This is a genomic window from Parvibaculum sp. (assembly GCF_002684405.1).
Classification (GTDB): domain Bacteria; phylum Pseudomonadota; class Alphaproteobacteria; order Parvibaculales; family Parvibaculaceae; genus Parvibaculum.
Window position 1 is genome coordinate 1 of record NZ_NYVD01000005.1, and the last position, 14013, is coordinate 14013.

General features: G+C 59.3%; 13 protein-coding genes. 8 read left to right on the forward strand and 5 right to left on the reverse strand.

Features of this window, described 5'->3' with window-relative positions; genetic code table 11:
- The coding region (locus CMI59_RS00595; RefSeq protein ID WP_293323250.1) for an enoyl-CoA hydratase-related protein at positions 1–503 on the reverse strand (503 nt) is incomplete at its 3' end.
- A 155-nt stretch (positions 504–658) separates the two neighbouring features.
- On the opposite strand from CMI59_RS00595, the gene CMI59_RS00600 reads away from it, so the two are divergent.
- The 3 genes from CMI59_RS00600 (at position 659) to CMI59_RS00610 (ending at position 4411) form a co-directional block, all read left to right on the forward strand.
- Positions 659–1762 (forward strand): amidohydrolase family protein, encoded by a 1104-nt coding sequence (locus tag CMI59_RS00600; protein ID WP_293323253.1) that lies wholly within the window; start codon positions 659–661, stop codon positions 1760–1762.
- A gap of 58 nt (positions 1763–1820) precedes the next feature.
- The gene (locus CMI59_RS00605; RefSeq protein WP_293323255.1) at positions 1821–3503 is read left to right on the forward strand and encodes an amidohydrolase family protein; all 1683 of its coding nucleotides are present in this window, start codon (positions 1821–1823) and stop codon (positions 3501–3503) included.
- Between the two features lie 14 nt (positions 3504–3517).
- Entirely contained in the window at positions 3518–4411 is an 894-nt protein-coding gene (locus CMI59_RS00610) for an alpha/beta hydrolase (protein ID WP_293323258.1), read from the forward strand.
- Here CMI59_RS00610 and CMI59_RS00615 read toward each other — a convergent pair whose 3' ends face one another.
- From CMI59_RS00615 to CMI59_RS00630, 4 genes are read right to left on the reverse strand one after another with little or no spacing between them, the layout of a single operon-like run.
- A complete protein-coding gene (locus CMI59_RS00615; protein ID WP_293323261.1) occupies positions 4412–5251 on the reverse strand; it encodes a helix-turn-helix domain-containing protein in 840 nt (279 codons plus the stop codon). It abuts the gene before it with no gap.
- Between the two features lie 55 nt (positions 5252–5306).
- Positions 5307–7352: an NADPH-dependent 2,4-dienoyl-CoA reductase gene (locus tag CMI59_RS00620; RefSeq protein ID WP_293323283.1), complete on the reverse strand. Its 2046-nt coding sequence runs from the start codon at positions 7350–7352 to the stop codon at positions 5307–5309.
- A 19-nt stretch (positions 7353–7371) separates the two neighbouring features.
- Complete coding sequence (locus CMI59_RS00625; protein ID WP_293323264.1) at positions 7372–8220, reverse strand: MaoC/PaaZ C-terminal domain-containing protein; 849 nt, start codon at positions 8218–8220, stop codon at positions 7372–7374.
- A 39-nt stretch (positions 8221–8259) separates the two neighbouring features.
- A complete protein-coding gene (locus CMI59_RS00630; protein ID WP_293323267.1) occupies positions 8260–8829 on the reverse strand; it encodes a carboxymuconolactone decarboxylase family protein in 570 nt (189 codons plus the stop codon).
- A 148-nt stretch (positions 8830–8977) separates the two neighbouring features.
- Here CMI59_RS00630 and CMI59_RS00635 point away from each other — a divergent pair, with 148 nt between their 5' ends.
- From CMI59_RS00635 to CMI59_RS00655, 5 genes are all read left to right on the forward strand, one after another.
- On the forward strand, positions 8978–10072 hold the full coding sequence (locus CMI59_RS00635) for a zinc-binding dehydrogenase (protein ID WP_293323270.1): 1095 nt from the start codon (positions 8978–8980) through the stop codon (positions 10070–10072).
- 30 nt (positions 10073–10102) lie between these two features.
- Positions 10103–11329 carry a transporter gene (locus CMI59_RS00640; protein WP_244444463.1) on the forward strand — a complete coding sequence of 409 codons (1227 nt, stop codon included), beginning with the start codon at positions 10103–10105 and terminating at the stop codon, positions 11327–11329.
- A 2-nt stretch (positions 11330–11331) separates the two neighbouring features.
- Positions 11332–11754, forward strand: a complete 423-nt coding sequence (locus CMI59_RS00645; protein ID WP_293323277.1) for a Zn-ribbon domain-containing OB-fold protein — start codon at positions 11332–11334, stop codon at positions 11752–11754.
- A 38-nt stretch (positions 11755–11792) separates the two neighbouring features.
- On the forward strand, positions 11793–12986 hold the full coding sequence (locus CMI59_RS00650; RefSeq protein WP_293217662.1) for an acyl-CoA dehydrogenase family protein: 1194 nt from the start codon (positions 11793–11795) through the stop codon (positions 12984–12986).
- Positions 12987–12997: 11 nt separating this feature from the next.
- Positions 12998–14013, forward strand: a 1016-nt coding sequence (locus CMI59_RS00655; RefSeq protein ID WP_293323280.1) for an acyl-CoA dehydrogenase family protein, incomplete at its 3' end; no start/stop codon positions are given.

Here is a 14013-nt window from a genome sequence, read left to right on the forward strand (position 1 = left end):
GCCCTTGCATAAGGTATCTGGCGCGGAAGGCGCACCGTTGAGCCGCCGCCCGGAAAAATCGCCCATTTGACTTCCTGCACGCCGAGCTTTGCCGTATCCGCGGCGATACGCATGTCGGTTCCTTGCGCCAGCTCCATCCCGCCTGCGACGGCAAAGCCGTTGATCGCGGCGATGACCGGCTTTGTCACATCGAATGTGCGCAACAGGCCTTTGGCCAGGATATTCGGATCGTCCAGAATTTTCTGGTCCCATTCGTTTTGCGGTTTGCGTGCGCCATTTATGAGCGGGATGAGTTGCCCGAGATCCGCGCCCGAACAAAACGCCTTGTCTCCGGCGCCGGTGACGATGGCGACGCGGATATTCGCGTCGTCGCGCACCTCTTCCCAATGACCGGCAAGCCTGACCAACATCTCCGGACTGAACGAGTTGCGCGCTTCCGGGCGGTTGAGCGTGATCAGCGCGATATGGCCCTTTTTTTCGAGCAGGGCCGGTTCCATCGTCATGTTCGCGTCTCCCCTGAATAACAGATATGTGTTTTTGATTGCATGAATATAATTTATCTGGACTCGGGTTGTGCCGCCAGCGAAGATTTATGATCAGGGATTGTCAAATTAAAAGTCGCGCCCTTGAAACCAAATGCGACGCTGGGAGAGAGACAATGATCAAGAAACCCATATCCGCGGATTCGCACATCACCGAACCGCCGCATTGCTATGTTGATTACATTGATCCCAAATTCCGCGATCGCGCGCCGCGCATTCAGCGGATCGACAAGATTGGCGATGCTTTCATCGTCGATGGTATGGGGTCTCCAGTTCCGATGGGGCTGGTGGCCGCCGCCGGCAAGGATTCGGCGGAGATCACGACAGACGGCGTCGCCTTCGAAGACCTGTGGAAGAGCGGCTGGGACGCCAAGTTCCGCGTTGCGGACCAGGAGAAGGACGGCGTTGCGGCCGAATTCATCTATCCGACGGTCGGAATGGTGATCTGCAACCATCCCGACTTCGACTACAAGAAAGCCTGCTTCGAGGCTTATAATCGTTGGTTGCAGGAATACTGCGCCGAGGCACCCGACCGTCTTTACGGTCTTGCGCAGGTTTCCATGCGATCGCCGGAAGATGGCGTTGCGGAAATCAGGCATGCGAAGGAGATGGGCTTCAAGGGTGTGATGATGCCCGGAAACCCCGCCGTCGAGGATTATGATTCAACTGTATACGACAAGGTCTGGGCGACCGCTGTCGAGTGCGACATGCCGCTCTCGTTCCACATCCTGACCGGCAAATCGGACAGTCTTTCGGGGCAGGTCCGGGGTCCGCGTATCAACGGCTTCCTGTCGATTATCCGTGGCTGCCAGGACGTGATGGGCACCTTCATATTCGGCGGTGTCTTCGATCGCTTCCCCGACCTCAAGGTTGTCTGCGTCGAGGCCGATGCGGGCTGGGTTCCGCACTACATGTATCGCATGGACCATGCCTACAAGCGTCATCGCTACTGGATGAAGGCGCCGCCGCTCAAGCGGATGCCGAGCGACTATTTCAACGACAACATCTATGTGACGTTCCAGGACGACTGGGTCGCCTTCAGGATGAAGGATATGTGTAATGTCCGCCGTCTGATGTGGGCGAACGATTTCCCGCATTCGGATTCGACCTGGCCCTGGTCGCAGGCAATGCTTGAAGAGCACACGAAAAATCTGAGCGAGCAGGAACGCAACTGGATATGCCACGACAACGTCGCTGAACTCTACAAGCTCGCCGTTTGACGATCCGTATACTGATGTCAAGGCGCGGGTTTTTTCGATTCACGGGGAGGACGTTTTCATGGACTACGATCTGAAGATCGTGGGTGGATTCATTGTCGACGGCACCGGCTCTCCGGGCTATGCCGGAGACATCGGTATTCGCGATGGCAAAGTTGTGGCGATGGGGCAGGCCCCCGCCGGGGCGAGGACGACTATCGAGGCCCGGGGGCAGGTCGTTGCCCCCGGCGTCGTCGATATACATACGCATTACGATGCCCAGCTTCTGTGGGACAGGAATCTGTCGATCTCGCCGTGGCACGGCGTGACGACGGTCGTGGTGGGCAATTGCGGGTTCGGCATCGCACCGACGCGCAAGGAGCACCGCGGCCTTATTCTGCGGACGCTCGAAAATGTCGAGGGCATGAGCGTCAGGGCGCTGGAGGCCGGTCTCGGCGACGAATGGGGGTTCGAGACGTTTCCCGAATATCTCGACGTCGTGGAAAAGAAGGGTACGTTGATTAACGTAGCCGTTCTTCTGGGGCATACGCCGCTTCGTCTCTATGCCCTCGGGCCTGAATCCACCGAACGGGCGGCGCGGCCGGAGGAGGTCAGGCATATGAAAAGTCTGATGCGCGAGGGCCTCGAAGCGGGCGCGCTCGGTTACGCGACATCGAAATCGCCGACGCATGTGGGCTACGAGGGCAGGCCGGTTCCAAGCCGGCTGGCGGCGTTCAGCGAGATACGGGAGATCGCGTCGGCGCTGGGCGAGGCGGGCGAAGGCGTGATACAGGCGACTGTCGGCAAGGAACTGTCATTTGATGAATTCGCGGAATTGAACCGCGTTTCCGGTCGCCATGTCAGTTGGACGGCGTTGCTGGGCGGTGGCGGGGTGCTGAATGTCGGCTCCGCAGCCGAGCAGTTGGCGCGCTCAAACGAACTTCAGTCGGCTGGTTACGCGGTATTTCCGCAGGTCACCTGCAGGCCACTCAATTTTGAATTTCGATTCGATCAGCCGTTTCTGTTTCAGAGCATGCCGGTCTTCGCGCCGGTGAACAAAGCCGACCGCGCGGAAAAACTGAGGCTTTACGCCGACAACTCTTTCCGGGCGGGATTCCGGGACGCGATGCGTGGTCCGATTCTCAATGCGTGGGACAAGGCGGTCATCGCTTATTGTCCGGATCGGCCGGAGTTCGCGGAACGGCTGGTGCGCGACGTNGCAGCGGAACTCGGATGCAACTCNATNGATCTTGCGTTGGANCTCTCGATTCAAAGCGATCTGCANACNCGGTTNCGCCTGCCTGTCGCNAACGCNGACGAAGANGANGTGGCNACGTTGCTGCGCGANTCCTGCACGGTGCTNGGCCTCTCGGACGCNGGCGCGCATGCGAGCCAACTCTGCGATGCATGTTTTTCCACGCATCTTCTCGGNAGNTGGGTCCGTGAAAAGCGCGTTTTGACGCTGGAGGAGGCGGTCCGGATGCTGACATCGCGGCCCGCCGAGGTGTTCGGCATCAAGGATCGTGGTCGCCTCGCTGTGGGAATGCCCGCCGATGTCCTGATCTTCGACGCCGAAACGGTTGGCGCAAGTTCCCTTCGCAGGGTCTATGACCTGCCTGCTGGCGAAGACCGGCTGATTTCCGATGCCTCGGGCATTTCAGCCGTCGTCGTCAACGGGACATTGATCCGGCGCAATGGCGTCGATGTGTTGGGCGCCGAAGGTCGTTTGCCGGGCCGTCTATTGCGCCATGGCGCAGCAGCCTGAGGAGGACGTGAAAAATGAGTCTTGAGGAACTTGCTGTCGTTCGTCAGCTGCTTGCTGGCCTTGTGACCGGGGAGGCTCGTTCTCTTGAGGATTTTCGTACCTCGTATGACGAGGCTGGCAAGGCGTTCGGTCTTCCCGAAGGTGTGACGGTCACGCCGGTTTCCGCCGGCAGGGTTCCTGGCGAATGGCTGGCGCCGACTGCCGGTGCTGGCAAGTTGGTTTTGCTCTATCTGCATGGAGGAGGCTATGCGCTTGGTTCTCTCGACTCGCATCGCCATCTTGCGGCGCGCGCAGCTCTTGCCCTGAAAGGCCGGGTTCTGCTGATCGACTACAGGCGGTCTCCAGAGCATCCATTTCCGGCGGCGGTCGATGATGCGCTTGCTGCTTATCGCTGGTTGACCGAGACGGGCGTCGACCCGGCGAAGCTCGCTGTGGCGGGAGATTCAGCCGGCGGCGGCCTGACGGTTGCCGTGCTTCTGGCGGCGCGCGATGCCGGTCTCAGACTTCCGGCTGCGGCCGTTTGTATTTCGCCGTGGGCCAATCTTGAAAATAAAGGTGCCTCTTATGGCGCGAAAGCGAATGTGGACCCGATGGTGCGCCATGCCGATCTTGAGCTGTGGACGGCGGCCTATCTGGGAACTTCAACCCCGCGCAGGGCGCCTCTGGCATCGCCCGTATACGCCGATCTCAATGGATTGCCGCCATTCCTGATTCAGGTAGGCAGTTCGGAGGTTTTGCTCTCGGATAGCCACTTATTGGCCGATAGATTGAAAGAGGCCGGCGTATCCGTCGATCTCCATGTCTGGCCGGAGATGATTCATGTCTGGCACTGGTTTGCGCCGGTCTTGAGCGAAGGCCGCGCGGCGATCGACGAGATGGCCAGCTTCCTGGATACAAAGCTCGGATGATTATGGCGCTGTATCGTCGTCGATTTCAAGTTGGTCCTCGTCGTCTACAGTCTCCTTAAAGCCTTGCCCGTTTTGTGATATGTGCTCGGCGATAGCGTTTTTCAGTAACGCCGTGAACGGTAGTTTACGATTGCGAAAATACTCGTTGGGAGCGGCTATCCCGATCGCGACCGAGCGTCCGGACGGACCCATCGGAATGGGCATTGCCAGCATGGTCGCTCCCGGCGTCACGAGATCGCTGTAAAGCGCAAGGCCGCGTTTTCTGATTCTTTGCAGTTCGTCTTCGATCTCCTGCATCGATTCCCGCCGCTCTGGCATGGCGGCAAGGGCATCATGAATCAGACGTCTCGCTTCGGGCAACGGAAGTTCGCTCAGCAGAACGCGGCCAATCGTCGAAAAAGCGAGCATTCGCTTGGTGCTTGGCTTGACATGGAAGCGGATGGGCGACGTACCTTGAATCACCTTCACATATTGAGCATAAGCCCCTAGACGCGCAGCGAGGATGATCGTGCATCCCGTATCGGCCGAAAGCCGTCTCATAAGGCGCTGGACATTCCGGATCGGTAACGCCTCGGCTTCCACCCAGTTTCCCAGCAGAGATATCCGGATGCTTGGAAAAAAAGTTTTGCCCCGGTCGTCGTGCTCCAGATAGCCGAGGCTCACGAGGCTTTTCAGAAGGGCGGCGGTGCTGGAATGAGGATAACTCAGCGCCTGCGCTACGTCTTGAATCGTCACCGGGCGTCTTACTTCGTCGAAATACTCGAAAATCTCCAGAACACGGGTCGCGGATTTTACCGTTGCAGCCGAGGGCTGTTCGGATTTGAGGACATTAGCGTTCATGGCGACAACTCTGATTTATATGGTCTCTTCCGCGCCTCGTTTTTCGTTTGCTTCCTCAGAGAGAGAGCGCGAGGCGCATGCCATCTTCGATCGCCCTCACAGCATCGAGTTGTTGAGGCTTGTCGACACCGCCGATTGCGTGAACGGGTTTGCCCAGGGACCGCGCCAATGACAACGCATCGTCCGCCGATTCCTGTCCGGCGCAGACGACAATCGTGTCGACTTTCAACGTCTGCGGCTTGCCGCCTGCCTCGATGTGGAGCCCGGCATCGTCGATCTTCCGATAGGTTACATCGCCGGTCATCGTAACGCCGCGGAACATCACCTCCAGAAAATTCGCCCATCCCCTGGTCTTGCTCAGGCTGGCACCGAAGCTGGCACGCGGCTTGCGCTGGAGAAGATGAATCTTGCGCGATGAAGACCATTGATGATTGGCCGGCAGCAAAGCGCCTGGCTGCGTATAGCTCAAGTCGATTCCCCACTCGGAGGAAAATCCCTCGACATCGGGATGCGACGGATCGTGCGGGCCGTGCGGATGAGACAGGAGCGTCGCCACGTCGAAGCCTATGCCGCCGGCACCGACAATGGCAACCTCGGCACCGACGCGTGCGGTGTCCGTGATTGCCTCTACATAGGTCATAACCGATGGGTGATCCGCACCTGGAACGTCGAGATGGCGCGGGCGAACGCCGGTTGCGACGACGATTTCGTCAAATCCCCCGCTCTCCAGGTCGGCGAGTGAAGCCGGTCGGCCGCAACGGACCTCGACGCCCAGTTCGTCGAGCCGGTTCCTGAAATAGCGGATAGTCTCGGCATAATCCTCCTTGCCGGGAATCCGCCGTGCCAGATTGAATTGACCGCCGATATCGATGTCGGCTTCGAATAGCGCAACCTTGTGGCCACGTTCGGCCGCCGTTACCGCGCAGGCAAGACCCGCCGGGCCGCCGCCAAGGACCGCAATGCATTTTCCTCGGGTCGCTGGTACAATCTTGAATTCGACTTCCCGGCATGCCGCAGGGTTGACCATGCAGGTCGTCAGCCGTCCGGTGAAGGCGTTGTCGAGGCAGGCCTGATTGCAACCGATGCAAGTATTGATTTTCGACGATGCGCCCGATGCCGCTTTCGCAACAAAATCGGGATCGGCCAATAGTGGACGCGCGAGCGAAACCATGTCGGCTTGTCCGTCTGCAATCAGTTGCTCCGCTTGCTCCGGCGTATTGATCCGGTTGGACGCGACCACGGGTATCGCGACTTCCGCCTTGAGCCGCTTGATCGCCCAGGTGAAAGCTCCGCGCGGCACCATATGAGCGATCGTCGGCACACGCGATTCATGCCAGCCTATGCCGGTATTGAGGATGTTTGCTCCGCTTGCCTCGACATCTTTTGCGAGGGCGGCGACGTCCGGCCAGGAATTGCCCCCCTCGACAAGATCGAGAACGGATATCCGGTAAGCGATAATGAAGTCCGGTCCGCAACGCTTGCGGACACGCCCGACGACCTCAACCGGTAAGCGACGCCGGTTCTCCGCCGAACCGCCCCAGCCATCTGTACGCTGATTTGTACGCGCTGCGGTGAACTGATTGAGAAAATAGCCCTCCGAACCCATGACTTCAACGCCGTCATATCCGGCTTCGCGTGCGAGTGCCGCAGCGGTGCCAAAATCCTCGATGGTCTGGAGGATTTCATCTTCGCCCAGGGCGCGGGGCGTAAGCGGATTGATGCGGGACCTGACTGCGGAGGGAGCCACCAGTTCGGCATGCCGACCGTAGCGCCCCGCATGCAGGAGCTGGAGAACGATCTTTCCGCCCTCATCGTGGACAGCGCGTGTGATCACACGATGACTCTCAACGAGGTCCTCGGTCATGACCGACGCGCGCTCTGCAAGCCTTCCCGCCCTGTTCGGCGAGATGCCGCCGGTAACAAGAATTCCGACGCCGCCCTTTGCGCGTCGTGCGAAGAATTTGGCCTGTCGCTCGAAACCGTCCTGCATCTCCTCGAGGCCGGTGTGCATCGATCCCATCAACACGCGGTTTCTGAGCGCAGTAAACCCGAGATCGAGCGGGGCAAGCAGATGAACAAATGTATCTGGCGTTTTTTTCACTTCGACCAATTTCCGTCCGTCAGGGCTTGAATTCTGCTTTGGCCTGAGACAGTACGACATTGCCGTTTTGCGTCTCGGCCTGCACGATCGCGACTCCGTCGCCCGTTTTCCACATCTTCGTTATAATGGTGTCGCCGAAATAGACCTGAGCGGCAAAGCGTCCGCTGAGAGATTTGAAACGGGCGGGATCGTTGCCGCAAAGCTCGCGCAGGACCGCGCGACCGACAAAGCCATATGTGCAAAGCCCGTGAACGAAGGGCTTTTCAAAGCCGCCCAGTTTGGCGAAGTCCGGATCGATGTGGATCGGATTGCGGTCGCCCGAGAGGCGGTAGATTGCCCCTTGCTCGGGACGCGTCATATCCTCGACCACTGCGTCAGGCGTCCGCTCTGGCGGCGTCGAGTCGACGCTCGCAGGGCCGCGCTCTCCGCCGAATCCACCGGCGCCGCGTACAAATAGCGTCGCGTGAGTTTTGAAGAGGGGGCCCTTCTCGTCGGAACCTGTACTCTCAACTCCGATAACGGCCGCCTTGCCTTTGTCCCAAACCTCGGAAACGCGCGCCGTTATCTTGACCTTGGCCGATGAGGGCAGGGGACGCAGCAACTCGACGGATTGCTCGCCATGCAGCAGCATTTCCAACTTCATCTCGACGCCGCTCATCAGCCCTGCGAGCCCTCGCCCGCCGGGGATGACGGCGTAGGTCGGCAGAACTTTCGGTCCTCTGCCTTCATAAATGAAATCAAGCCCATCGGCGGGTCGAGCGCCGACGCCGAGTGCATAGAGCATCGTGTCCTTGTCGGACCATTCCACATCGACGGCCGGAAACGTCATGCCGACCAGATCCTTCGAAATCGCCTTTTTCCCGCTCATTATCGTAATCCTGTTCCGCAATTGTCATTTCTCGTCCGCTCAAGGTTTCTTGCCGTCCGGTGGCCAGGCGACGACGCCATCCTCAAGCGGAATCTTCAGGCTTTTGAGTAGTTGCGAGAAAAGCGTCCAGTTTCCGATGGCAACAACCAGTTCGATCCGTTCTTCTACCGTTTTCAGGTGTGCCGCACAGGCAGTCCAGGTGGCGTCCGAAATCATGCCGCCGTCGAGCGTCTCGTCGGTCGCGGCGAGAATGGCACGGTCGGCGTCGGACAGGCAGGAAGCGTTTTTCCAGTCCCGCGTGGCGACCAGATCCGCCTCCGGAATGTCCAGCATGCGGGCGACCCGCCAATGCTGTGTCCATTCATAGAGCGATTTCGTCTTCCAGCCGATACGCATGATGATGAGTTCGCGCAGTCTTGCATCGAGCTTGTTGCCCTGGAAAAGCAGGGTGTTCAGCGTCGAGGCAAGCTCGCGCGCTACATCGGGATGGCGGAGCAAGACCCTGAATACGCTGAGTGGCGCCATTTGTTCGGATATGCCGGCTTTCGCGGCTGCGGTCGCCGCTTCCGCTATCGACAGCAGGGGAACCCTGGGCGTTTCATCGGTCATTATTATTTTGTCCTCCCCGAAATTTTGCGAAGCGGAAGTTTAGGGCTTCGCATTCTACGTTTGAATCTTTATAACACATACAAGGATAAAAAAATATATATGTGTTATCGACGCGTCGTCGGTGCCGACACCAAGCAGGGAGTTGAAAATGTTGCCGAAAAAATCGATGGCGATGGTGCAGACGGCTCCGCGCAAACTCGAAGCCCGAGATTTGCCGATCCCCCAGATCGCCGACGACAGCGCCATCCTTCGCATCGAAGCCTGCGGCATTTGCGGCAGCGACTACGAACAATACGAAGGGGTCTTGCAGACTCCGATGCCGGTGATTCCGGGCCACGAACCTCTCGGGATTATCGAGGCAATTGGCGACAAGGCCGCCAGGCGCTGGGGCGTCGATGTTGGTGATCGGGTCGCCATCGAGACGATGTTGTCGTGCCATTGCTGCGACACCTGTGTCGGCGGGCATTATCACCTCTGCGACCGCCGCCAGATCTACTCATATATTCCGCTCACGGAGTCACCGGGCCTCTGGGGCGCCTATTCGCAATATATGTACCTCGCGCCCAACACGATCCTTCACAAGATGGACAAGAACCTTCCGGCGGAACTGGCGGTCATGTTCAATCCGCTGGGTGCGGGCTTCCGCTGGGCGGTCGAGATTCCGCAGACGCAGGTTGGCGATACCGTTTTGATTTTTGGACCCGGACAGCGCGGGCTTGCGAGCGTCGTTGCCGCACGTGAAGCCGGCGCGGGAAAGATCATAGTCACGGGGCTTGCGGCCGATTCAAAAAAGCTCCAGATGGCGCTTGCTCTGGGCGCCGATCACATCATCGACGTGCAGAACGAAAATGTTGTCGATCGCGTGCGGGCGTTGACAAACGGAAAGGGCGCGGACGTCATAGTTGAGGTTACGTCCTACGCGACTCAGCCGGTCCGTGAAGCCCTGGATTGTGTCCGTATGGGCGGAACGGTCGTCCTTGCCGGCGTCAAGGGATTCAAGCCTGTCTCCGATTTTGTGTCCGACCTTATCGTCATGAAGGAAATCACCATCAAGGGCGCGATCGGCGTTACGTCGTCGGGATACAAGAAGGCGATCGAGATGATCGAGCGCCGCAAATATCCTCTTGAGCTCATGCACACTCATAATTTCGAGCTTGAGGAAGCTGAACTGGCGATCAAGACGCTGGCGCGCCAGATCGAGGGGCGGGAATCCGTCCATTCCTGTCTCATTCCGGCGACTTGATCTGTCTACAGAATATTTTCTACGGAAGGTGTGCGGCGGATCAACGAAAAGGCTGCGTGCCTGGGCAATGATGATGAGGGCAGTTTCGTGAAGAATTTCAGCGACAAGGCTGCGATCGTCGGGATCGGCGAGACCGGCTATGTAAAAGGGTCGGACCAGACGGCCGTGGCCATGATGCTAGACGCCGCCAGGCGGGCCATCGCGGATGCGGGGCTGAAGCCTGGGGACATCGACGGCATGGTGCCGCCGCCCGTCTATACAACCTCGGAGGAACTGGCCGCCAACCTTGGCGTCGATGTGCTGCGATATGCATCGACGGTCAACATGGGAGGCGCGAGCCCGACTACGGCGTTGCAGAATGCCGCCATGGCCGTGGCCTCCGGTATCTGCGACAACGTGCTGGTCACGCTCGGCTGGAATGGCTACTCGGCGCTGCGTCCAAAAGCGGGGGTGCCGCCAAGCCGGCCAATGAACATGAACACGCTGACCTCGACCATCCGGGGTTACTATCTCCCCTATGGCGTTCTGTTGCCGGTGCAGATGTATGCTTGGCTCGCGACGCGGCACTCGAAACTTTACAATGTTGGCCCCGAGGCGACGGGTTGGATTGCGATGGCGTGCCGCAAGCATGCCCAACTCAACGACCGCGCCCTGACCTGCGGTCAACCGATGACGATGGACGATTACATGCGGTCGCGCATGGTGTCCTCGCCGTTCCGTTTATTCGATTGCTGTCTCGAGACGGATGGGGCCTGCGCCGTCGTGGTGACGAGCGCCGAGCGGGCGAAGGACTTGCCTCACAGGCCGGTCTATATCTCCGGCGCGGCCGAGGGCCATCCTTATCCTGCCGACGATATTCCGTCACGGCCGGATCCTTTCAAGATCGGTTTGAGCTACGCCGCGCCACGCGCTTTCGCCATGGCCGGCGTGACACCGAAGGACATGGACTTTCTGCAGGTCTACGACTGTTTCACCTATGTCGTGCTGCTCCAGCTCGAAGCCCTGGGTTATTTCGAGCCGGGTGGCGCACTCGATTTCGTCAAGGATGGACAGATCGAGCTCGGCGGCAAGTTCCCGCTCAATACGCATGGCGGGCTTTTGAGCGAGGCGCATGTGTGGGGCCTCAATCATGTGCTTGAGGCGACCCGCCAATTGCGCGGCGATGCGGGCAAGCGGCAAATTCCGGATGCCGAAATCGGACTCGTGACCGGATGGGGCGATCTCGGCGATGGCAGCCTCGCGATTTTGAGGAGGTAAAAATGGAAATTGAGCAACCGAAATATCCTCAGCCCGCGACCGTCGATCCGGTCGACGCGGAGTTCTGGAAGCTTTGCCAGGACAGCGTCCTGCGGTTTCAGCAGTGCAGCCATTGTGATACCTGGCGGTTCCTTCCGCGCTACATGTGCGCAAAATGCGGTTCGCCGGATTACGAGTGGATGCCGAGCAGCGGGCGCGGGCGCATTTTTTCCTGGACGGTGACCTACCAGCCCTTTCATCCGGCTTTCGCACGCGACGTGCCCTACATAGCTGCGGTCGCGGAATTGGAAGAAGGCGTCCGCATGGCGACGCGCTTGCTCGACTGCGACCCGGAGGCAGTTGAACTGGACATGCCTGTGGTCCTTGTCTTCAGGGATATCGGCGACGGATTCATGCTTCCGTGTTTCAAACCTGCGCCGAAATAAAAGCAAAGCCAATCGCATCTACGCATCGGAGATCGAAAATGGATCTGGCATATGGCCCCAAATACGAGGCCTTCCGGGAAGAGGTCAGGGCGTTCCTGACGAAATACAAGAGTCAGGCGCCTAAGGGTCTCGGTGCTGCCGGGCGCCCGTCTCCCGAAGCCTGTTCCTGGCAGCAACTGCTGATCCAGCACGGCTATGCCGCGCGGACGATTCCGAAAGACTACGGAGGCTATGGTGCAAAGCCGGATATTCTCGAATCGCGCATCATCGCGGAGGAATTTTCCGCTGCTCGTGTTCCTTCGGCGTTGCAGAACCAGGGTATCTCCATGCTGGTGCCGACGCTTCTCGAGCTTGGCACCGAGGAGCAGAAGAAAAAATGGGTGAAGCCGACGCTTCGCGGCGAGGTGGTCTGGTGCCAGGGATATTCCGAGCCTGGTTCCGGTTCGGACCTCGCCAGCCTTCAGACAAGGGCGACTGTCGATGGCGACGATTTCGTCATCAACGGCCAGAAGATCTGGACCAGCACCGCGCATGAGGCAGACATGATCTTCTGCCTGGTGCGCACCGAGCCCGACAAGCCGAAGCATGAAGGCATTTCCTATCTGATTTTCTCGATGAAGACGCCCGGCATCGAAGTCCGTCCGCTCACCACCATGACGGGCCATGCCGAATTTAACGAAGTCTTCTTCACCGATGTGCGCGTGCCGAAGACGCAGATCGTCGGCCAGCGCGGGCAGGGGTGGTTCGTCGCCAACGCAACGCTGAAACACGAACGCGGAATGCTGGGCGATCCGGCCGCTATGGAAACCAGGTTCCAGGCCCTTGTCGATCTGATGCACGAGGAGACTGTCGACGGGCAGCGGGCCATCGACAATCCAATTTTCCGGGACCGCCTGGTAAGGCTTCAGGCAGAACTTGCTGCCATGAAGTTCAATGGGCTCCGGCTGCTGACCAGCGCCAGCAAGGGTGAGGATCCCGGCTTGGCGCGTCTGATCGTGAAGCTTCAGTCCTGCGAACTTACCCATCAAATATCGGCGCTCGCGATCGACGTCATGGGAGAGCTTGGCGTTCTCTACGACGACAGCCCCTATCTGCGTAGCCACGGCTCGTGGCAGTGGGGATACATGTTTCAGCTTGGGCTCATCATCGGCGGCGGCACGGCGCAGATTCAGAAAAACATTATTTCGGAACGTGGGCTTGGAATGCCGCGCGAACCGAAGCTGGCAAAATAGGAATTTATCCGATGGAATTTGCATTGTCGGAAGAGCAGCGCCTGTTGCAGGACAGCGTCCGCCGTTTTCTTGAACAGAATTCGCCGCTTGACAAGGTGCGCCTTGCCGCCGGGAACACGCATACTGTTCAGCGGTCCCTGTGGGCGGGCGCCAGCGAACTGGGTATCCCTGGAATGCTGATTCCGGAAGATTTTGGCGGCATGGGTCTTGGGTTTCTCGACGCGGCGATCGTTTACGAGATGTTCGGTCGGTATGTGGCGCCGCTGCCTTTCCTTGGGACCGCCGTCATGGCGCCGCTCGCGCTGATGCTTGCAGGCAGCGAGGCCCAGCAGGAAAAGTGGCTGCCGAAGATCGCCGCAGGCGAGATTATCGCAGGCGTGGCCGTCACGGAAAGCATCGGCGTCCGCGAAGATGCCGGCGTGAAAGCCGGGAAGGGAACGCTCACGGGCAAGGCCCTCTTCGTAATCGACTGGGCTGAGGCCGATCTCTACATCGTGGCCGACAGCGACCATGGACTTCATCTCGTTTTGCCCGGCGCGAAGGGTTTGTCGCGGCGGGCGCTCGACACCATCGACAAGACCCGATCGGTTGGCGAACTTGTTTTCGACCAGGTCTCGGCTGAGCCCTTGCCTCGATCCAGCGCCGACGCGGTTGCGCGGGTGATAGATGCAGGTAGGGTCATGCTTGCTTCCGACACCCTCGGCGCGGGTCAGATGATGATCGAGAAAGCAGTTGCTTATGCGGGAGAGCGCAAGCAGTTCGGTCGTGTGATCGGGTCGTTTCAGGCCGTGAAACACCTCTGCGCCGAGATGGCGGCCGCTCTCGAACCATCGCGTTCGCTGGTGTGGTATGCGGCCCATGCGCTGGACGAGGTGCCGGGCGACGCGCGCCTCATGGCATGTCATGCCAAGAGCCATTTGTCGGAAGTGGGCCGCTTCGTCGCGCGCACCGCGACAGAGGTTCATGGCGGCATGGGCTTCACCGATCTGCTTGGCCTGCATTACTGGTTCAAGCGTATTGGTTTCGA

Coding starts and splice junctions, on each gene's coding strand:
- CMI59_RS00600 (WP_293323253.1), top strand. CDS start 659: ATGATCAAGAAACCCATATCCGCGGATTCGCACATCACCGAACCGCCG.
- CMI59_RS00610 (WP_293323258.1), top strand. CDS start 3,518: ATGAGTCTTGAGGAACTTGCTGTCGTTCGTCAGCTGCTTGCTGGCCTT.
- CMI59_RS00615 (WP_293323261.1), bottom strand. CDS start 5,251: ATGAACGCTAATGTCCTCAAATCCGAACAGCCCTCGGCTGCAACGGTA.
- CMI59_RS00625 (WP_293323264.1), bottom strand. CDS start 8,220: ATGAGCGGGAAAAAGGCGATTTCGAAGGATCTGGTCGGCATGACGTTT.
- CMI59_RS00630 (WP_293323267.1), bottom strand. CDS start 8,829: ATGACCGATGAAACGCCCAGGGTTCCCCTGCTGTCGATAGCGGAAGCG.
- CMI59_RS00635 (WP_293323270.1), top strand. CDS start 8,978: ATGTTGCCGAAAAAATCGATGGCGATGGTGCAGACGGCTCCGCGCAAA.
- CMI59_RS00645 (WP_293323277.1), top strand. CDS start 11,332: ATGGAAATTGAGCAACCGAAATATCCTCAGCCCGCGACCGTCGATCCG.
- CMI59_RS00650 (WP_293217662.1), top strand. CDS start 11,793: ATGGATCTGGCATATGGCCCCAAATACGAGGCCTTCCGGGAAGAGGTC.